General features: G+C 44.9%; 8 protein-coding genes. 3 read left to right on the top strand and 5 right to left on the bottom strand.

Going from position 1 to position 7,276, the window contains the following annotated elements:
* The 3 genes from A3757_RS13340 to A3757_RS13330 form a co-directional block, all read left to right on the top strand.
* The coding region (locus tag A3757_RS13340) for an NAD(P)/FAD-dependent oxidoreductase (protein ID WP_197470038.1) at window positions 1–809 on the top strand (809 nt) is incomplete at its 5' end.
* A 234-nt stretch (window positions 810–1,043) separates the two neighbouring features.
* Window positions 1,044–1,469 (top strand): Cu(I)-responsive transcriptional regulator, encoded by a 426-nt coding sequence (cueR, locus tag A3757_RS13335; RefSeq protein WP_068506746.1) that lies wholly within the window; start codon window positions 1,044–1,046, stop codon window positions 1,467–1,469.
* A complete protein-coding gene (locus tag A3757_RS13330) occupies window positions 1,466–2,647 on the top strand; it encodes a permease (RefSeq protein ID WP_068506749.1) in 1,182 nt (393 codons plus the stop codon). The genes cueR and A3757_RS13330 overlap by 4 nt, the downstream gene beginning before the upstream one ends.
* 82 nt (window positions 2,648–2,729) lie before the next feature.
* Here A3757_RS13330 and tmk read toward each other — a convergent pair whose 3' ends face one another.
* The 5 genes from tmk to acpP all read right to left on the bottom strand — a co-directional run bounded on the left by tmk (window position 2,730) and on the right by acpP (window position 6,901).
* Window positions 2,730–3,350, bottom strand: coding sequence for a dTMP kinase (gene tmk, locus A3757_RS13325; protein ID WP_068506751.1), 621 nt, complete (start codon window positions 3,348–3,350; stop codon window positions 2,730–2,732).
* A gap of 45 nt (window positions 3,351–3,395) precedes the next feature.
* Entirely contained in the window at window positions 3,396–4,442 is a 1,047-nt protein-coding gene (gene mltG / locus A3757_RS13320; protein WP_082865125.1) for an endolytic transglycosylase MltG, read from the bottom strand.
* Window positions 4,443–4,467: 25 nt separating this feature from the next.
* Window positions 4,468–5,325, bottom strand: a complete 858-nt coding sequence (pabC, locus tag A3757_RS13315; protein ID WP_082865126.1) for an aminodeoxychorismate lyase — start codon at window positions 5,323–5,325, stop codon at window positions 4,468–4,470.
* Window positions 5,326–5,327: 2 nt separating this feature from the next.
* Window positions 5,328–6,575, bottom strand: a complete 1,248-nt coding sequence (gene fabF / locus A3757_RS13310; RefSeq protein WP_068506753.1) for a beta-ketoacyl-ACP synthase II — start codon at window positions 6,573–6,575, stop codon at window positions 5,328–5,330.
* Between the two features lie 92 nt (window positions 6,576–6,667).
* Window positions 6,668–6,901, bottom strand: a complete 234-nt coding sequence (gene acpP / locus A3757_RS13305) for an acyl carrier protein (RefSeq protein WP_068506755.1) — start codon at window positions 6,899–6,901, stop codon at window positions 6,668–6,670.
* Between the last annotated feature and the right edge of the window lie 375 nt (window positions 6,902–7,276).

The raw sequence follows: 7,276 nt of genomic DNA, 5'->3' as shown, positions 1-7,276 counted from the left end.
ACGTGAGCGCAGAGGTTCAAAAGCGCTTTATTGAGGAAGGCATTGATCTTAGATTAAACCATCAGCCAACAGAGTTTATTACTGATAATGGCCAAAAAGTTCTGTTGTGCACCGACATTGACGGCACTGAACAGCGAATTGAATATGATGTTTTGCTATTGGCAGTCGGACGTAAAGCGAATACAGAGGGCTTTGGTTTAGATAAATTGAATATCCCCTTAACGGATAAAGGCACGATAGAGGTGAACGAATTCCTTCAAACGCGCTTCCCCAATATCTATGCGTGCGGCGATGTGGCCGGGCCTTATCAGTTCACGCACACGGCCTCTCACCAAGCCTGGTATACCGCTGTGAACGGTTTATTCGGTTTATTCAAGAAGTTCAAGGCAGACTATCGCGTCATTCCCTGGGCGACTTTTTCAGACCCGGAAGTGGCCCGTGTCGGCATCAACGAACAGGAAGCCAAAGCACAAGGTATTGCTTATGATGTAAGCCGTTATGATATTGATGATTTAGACCGAGCTATTGCCGATGGTGAGGCTCATGGTTTTATCAAGGTGCTAACCGTCCCCGGGAAAGATAAAATTCTTGGGGTAACGATTGTCGGTCATCATGCCGGGGATATTATTGCTGAATACGTGACGGCAATGAAGCATGGCTTAGGTCTGAATAAGATCCTGGGCACGATTCATATCTACCCAACCCTGGCGGAAACCAATAAGTTTGTCGCTGGTAACTGGAAAAAAGCCAACGCGCCTGAGAAGGTATTGCAGTTTCTTGAGAAATTTCATGCATGGCGTCGTGGTTGAGGCTTATTCATTCTTAGGCTGAGAACGCCATTCCTCACATGAAACCAACCAGCCCTAAGCCGCCAGCGAGCCATGGAAGGCTCTGTCTACTTGAGTTATTTTGACTATGGTCATACCCACCTACACTGACCACTTTCGTCATAAATTTCGAATTCAATAAATTTGTATTGACCTTACAGTAGCTGTAAGGTTTATGCTATTCCATATTAGATCAATTTATATAGGAGTAGCACGATGAATATCGGCGCGATATCAAAGCTAACAGGCCTTAATTCTAAAACCATTCGCTACTACGAAGAGATCGACCTGGTTCATCCTAGCTCGCGCTCTGCCAACGGCTATCGACAATATTCAGAACAAGATCTGGAACAGCTCCAGTTTATCCAGCGCGCCCGAAAGACAGGCTTCAATATTGATGAGTGTCGCCACTTGCTTGATCTTTTCAACAATAAAGGCCGACAAAGTCACGAGGTTAAATCCCTCGTCTTGGACAAAGCAAAATTAGTTGAAGAGCAAATAGCTGAGCTTAGGCTGATGCACCAGTGCCTGCTAGACCTCGCTAGCCAATGCCAATCTAACAATGACCCTCACTGCGCTATTCTTGATAAGCTTAGCGAGGCACCAGAGCAACTAACGACACAGGGAGGGGTAAAGCTATGAAAGAAACGAAATCAAGCTGCTGCGGCTCTAGTTCTGAAAAAAATAACCCTGAAAAGCCTGAAAGTAGTTCAAGTTGTTGCAGCAAAGAAAAACAGCCCGTACATACTACGTCATGCTGCTCCAGCAGTAGTAAGGCAACGAGCGAGCCCGCAACTAACAGTTGCTGTGAAGACTCTCCAGAAAAGCGAGACTGGTTACTCTGGGGGAGCTTAACGCTTTCAATTATCTTCTATGTGTTGGCACTCAGCGAACCCTCTCATGACAACTGGTATGGTGTCATTGCCCACAGCGTTCAAGAACTGCTAAACACTATGTGGTGGAGCATACTGCTCGCCATTGCTTTTGTCGGTGTGTTAAGTCGTATACCCCAGGAATTTATCATCTCGATTCTGGGAAAAGGAGGCACCGTCAAAGGTCTGTGGCGCGCGACATTGGCAGGCGTACTACTCGATTTATGTAGTCACGGAATACTAATGGTCGGCATGGAGCTAAGGCGCAAAGGTGCCAGTCTCGGCCAAGTCATGGCATTTCTTATTGCCAGCCCTTGGAACTCACTATCACTGACGATAATCATGGTGGCACTCATAGGGCTGCCATGGACCCTCTTGTTTATTGCCCTGTCGATGGTATTGGCAATTACCACCGGCTGGTTGTTTGATCGACTAGAACAGAAAGGCTCTCTTCCGCAAAATAGCGTTGCGAATGACTTGCCTGAAGACTTTCAATTTTGGCGTGAAGCTAAATCCAAATTTGCATCGGTAGAATGGACACAAGCGCTAGCCCTTGATATCGGCAAGCGCGGCTTAAACGGTTCTAGAATGGTGATCCGCTGGTTGTTATTTGGTGTTCTATTAGCGTCAGCGATTAGAGGCTTCGTTTCGTTGGAGGACTTCCAAAATTACTTCGGGCCAACGCTGCTTGGTCTAGGAGCAACCTTGATCGCAGCAACAATCATTGAAGTATGCTCCGAAGGCTCGACCCCTATAGCGGCCGACTTGATGAATCGAGCCAATGCCCCCGGTAATAGCTTTGCATTTTTAATGACAGGCGTAGCGACCGATTACACTGAAGTGATGGTAATAAAAGACACAATGAAGTCTTGGAAGACAGCACTATATTTACCTTTGCTAACCGTACCACAGGTGATCGTGGTTGCAATGATATTGAATAGTGTTTAACAATCGAACGTAGGCAGAGGGTTCCATCCCTTATATGAATCTACACCGTGCTAACCCGCCTGCGAGCCATGGAAGGCTCTGCCTACAGGATATTCTCAAGCACGACTGAAATACTTGATTGTACCTCTTCCAAACTTTGTGTTGCGTCAACTATTTTAAATCGCTTTGGCTCAGCTTCTGCACGCGCTAAATAGTTATCTCTAACATTATTAAAAAACTCTGCCTGTTCTTCCTCAAAGCGATCTAGGGCACCACGATTTTTTGCACGCGCCATGCCTACTTCAATCGGAGCATCTAATAAAAGAGTCAGGTCTGGGCGTACGTCTCCCTGAACAAAGTTTTCAAGTAAGGCTACTTTTTCAGAAGGTACACCACGCCCGCCAGATTGATAAGCATAAGTTGCATCGGTGAAACGATCAGAAATCACCCAAACACCTTTTTCCAACGCAGGTAAAATCTTTTGGTGAAGGTGCTGAGCGCGTGCGGCAAACATAAGAAGTAACTCGGTTTCTGACGCTACTGTTTCTTCCCGGTTCTTAATGAGCACTTCACGAATCTCTTCGGCCAAATGCGTTCCGCCAGGCTCTCGGGTAATGATGGATTCAATTCCCTTTGACGCTAACGCTTCTTGAATAAAAGCGATGTTGGTAGACTTGCCAACGCCTTCGCCACCTTCAATCGTGATAAATAAACCTTTGTCCACACTGTACCTTCTTATTTGGAATTGAGCTTGCTCTGAAATCAAGCCTTACTGGCTTGAACGGTAGTCTTTGCGACGTCTTAACTGGTACTTACGAACGGCATTGTTATGCTCGTCGATAGTTGCTGAAAATTGATGAGTGCCATCACCTTTTGCGACGAAATATAGGCTAGAGCCTTCTTTAGGGTGCAGCGCTGCATGAATGGCACTACGCCCTACTAAAGCGATAGGAGAAGGAGGTAAGCCCTTTATTCGGTAGGTGTTGTAGGCCGTCAGCTCTTTCAGGTGCTTACGGGTGATATTGCCTTGATAGCGATCACCTAAGCCATAGATGACGGTCGGGTCCGTTTGTAGACGCATTCCCTTAATCAGCCGCCTATTAAATACACCTGCGATTTCAGTTCGCTCATGTGCTGCTCCCGTTTCTTTTTCCACAATCGAAGCCAAGGTAAGCGCTTCATACGAGCCCTTCAATACGGTACTTTTATCTCTAGCCTGCCATTCTTCTTGCAAAATGTTCTGCAAACGCTGATGAGCACGCTTTAGGATTGATAGATCCGTATCGCCTTTATGGTACGCATAAGTATCAGGATAGAACTGCCCTTCCAGGTGCTTTATATCGTTCTTAGAGTTCAATGCCTGGATAAGTTCATCATCGCTCTTCCCTTCCAAGGTTTTACTTAGCTTCTCTTGAAGCGCCAGGGTCTTTAAGGCATCTCTGTAGCTCGTTCCTTCGATAAACTGAACCTGGTAACGAATCTGGTTATTGGATGTCAGCCACTCAAAAATAGCAGGAAGCGTCATAGGCCCTTGTAGACTGAACTCACCTGCTTTAATTTTACTAGCAAGCTTATTTTGCTTTGCGTAGACCTTTGCGACCCAGGGGTTAATGTCAGCCCCTTTTTCAATCAAGTTCCTCAACACTGAGTTGAAGCTACTGCCTTTGGGTATTTCTATTTCGAGAACGTCTCGTGGAAAGGCTATTGCTCGCTCTAATTCAGATTGATAATAACGATATATACCGGCACTGAGCATCAGCACAAAAATAATAAGCAGCAGAATAAAACGAGCGATAAAAGAGCGATTTGCAGGCACGATAGTTAATGTCGAAAAAGGTTATTTAATATGAAAAGCTAGTCTTCAAATGAGACTGAATGATTCCACAATTTTTATGTATTGCATAGCGCTTACCAGCAAATTCTTTCACTGGCCAAAGACCAAAGACACTATTGATAACAGCTAAACCGTCTGCAGACTTTGAGTCCTCGATACTAATTTCCGCTTCACGAAGCGCTAGCCCTGTTAAAGCAGCGTTATCGAGTAGATATTGACGTAAAGTACCCGCCACACCGGCACCCGATATATTCGGAGTAATAATATCTTTGCCTGTGAAAATGAGTAGATTGCTTTTAGTGCCTTCTACCACATTATTCTTGTAGTCCAACATCAAGCCTTCTTCATACCCTGACTTAGCCAAATCCTTTGAAGCAAGCACCTGATCTAGACGATTGAGGTGTTTTATCCCTGCCAGAACTGGCTGATGCGAGAGCTTATGGTCACATAAATGGAGAGTAATTCCCTGGGCGGAGTTTGTCTCGGGAAATTCGGGAGACTCAAAGACTTGTGTGATAAAGTTTAGTTCCGGCTCATCGGGTGGCGCATAACCTCGACCACCTTGTCCACGCGTAAGAATCACTTTGATTATCGCTCGCTTAAGGTGAGCGGCTTTAGTCAGGTCTTTCAAAGCCAAGCCAACATAACGCTCAAACTTACCAGCAAGCATTTCAGTTTCACCTAAATCAAGCGCCTTAGTGCCACGTTTAAATCGTTCCAGATGATAACTTAGAAGAGGAATTTTTCCATCGACCACTCTAAGCGTTTCAAATAAACCATCTCCGTAGGCAAGGCCCCGATCAGCGATATCGATTGCCGAGGTCTCAAGCTCATTGACTAAGGTTAAGTGAGCTCGCGTTTTCATTTCTAATCTTCCAAGGCCTGAAAGATTAAAGTGCCATTAGTACCGCCAAAACCAAAGGAGTTCGATAGAGCAGCTTTTATCGGAGCTTTCCTGGCAGTATGTGCCACGAAATCCAAATCACACCCTTCTTCAGGCTCATCGAGGTTAATCGTTGGTGGCGCTACTTGATCAGTGATAGCTTTTACAGAAAAGATTGCCTCAATCGCGCCAGCAGCCCCTAACAAGTGACCAGTCATTGACTTGGTTGAACTAACAAGCAAAGAGCTAGAATGTTCTTTAAACAGGTCTTTGATCGCTTTGCATTCTGCCACATCACCAAGCGGAGTTGAGGTGCCGTGAGCATTAATATAATCAATCGATTCTGGTTCTATTCCTGCATCGTTGATAGCATTTTCCATAGCGGTTCTTGCGCCTGAACCATCTTCAATAGGCGAAGTAATATGGAAGGCATCATCACTCATACCAAAGCCGGTTAGCTCAGCATAGATTGTTGCACCACGCGCTTTTGCGTGCTCCAACTCTTCCAAAACCAGTGCACCTGCGCCATCAGATAGTACAAACCCGTCTCGACCTTTATCCCAAGGGCGGCTGACTTCTTCAGCAGGTCGGTCATTGGAAGACAATGCCTTAGCATTGCTAAAACCTGCAACAGCAATTGGTGTTGTCGCCATTTCAGCACCACCGGCTATCATCACATCGGCATCACCATAGGCAATCGTTCTTGCTGCGTAACCAATGTTATGAGTGCCCGTAGTACAAGCTGTGACTACCGCTATATTTGGGCCTTTAAAGCCATATTTAATCGCGATATTCCCGGCAATCATATTGATAATAGAGCTGGGTACAAAAAAGGGAGAAACTTTACGAGGCCCTGATTTCACGTAGGTATCACGTACAGTCTCAATGGTTTCAATTCCTCCGATTCCAGAACCAAAGGCAACACCAATCCGCTTTTTCTGATCTGAATCCAAGTCTTCTAAAGATGCATCTTTTACTGCCTGCATACCTGCAATCAGGCCGTACTGCATGAAGATATCCATGCGACGCGCTTCTTTACGGTCAATATAATCATTCACTTCCAGGTCCGAAATCTGCCCGCCAATTTTGACGTTAAAGTTCTCAGTATCAAAGCGAGAAATATTTGATATGCCGCTCTTCCCTTCAAGCGCTGCATTCCACGACTCAGACACGCTATTACCAAGCGGAGAAAGCATCCCCATCCCTGTGACTACCACTCGTCTTTTTGACATACCTTGCCTCTAACTTTTAAATATCGACCTAAACAAACAAAAAAAAACCGCCCAGAGATTTCACAAAGGACGGTTCTTTTTATGAACTTCTATTACTGGTTAGCAATAATGAAGTCGATAGCTTCCTGGACTGTAGAAAGCTTTTCAGCTTCTTCATCAGGAATTTCAGTTTCAAATTCCTCTTCCAAAGCCATTACCAATTCAACAGTATCAAGAGAATCTGCACCTAAGTCTTCAACAAAAGAAGAAGTATTTTGGACTTCTGAATCTTTAACACCTAGTTGTTCACATACGATTTTCTTAACACGCTCTTCTACAGTACTCATAATTTCCTCTCATTAATATAGATCAAGCTGACAAGCATTCTATCTCTGAAATATTTCAGTTTAAAAACAGCTTCGTACTTAATTACCTAGCTATTGTCTGCTTCATTTATTCATGGCGATGTAGTCTAGATCAAAGCAATGATAGAGACAAGCAGCAAAACATCACTCTTTGATCTCAATCAGGCCACCAAAAAATAGTATTTCGGCCAAATACATGGGAACCACCATACCCTACCCTCATTCACGCAGTATTTTGAGAGGGAATCCATCCAAGTCTTAACCTTATGGCTCCCGGCTCAAACACTACCGGGATGACGAAAAGACTGATTCGGGGTACTACCGGAATAACAACAGGACAAATTCGAGATGCTACCG

It is taken from the genome of Oleiphilus sp. HI0117 (assembly GCF_001635235.1).
This window is presented reverse-complemented; position numbering and strand designations above follow the sequence as displayed.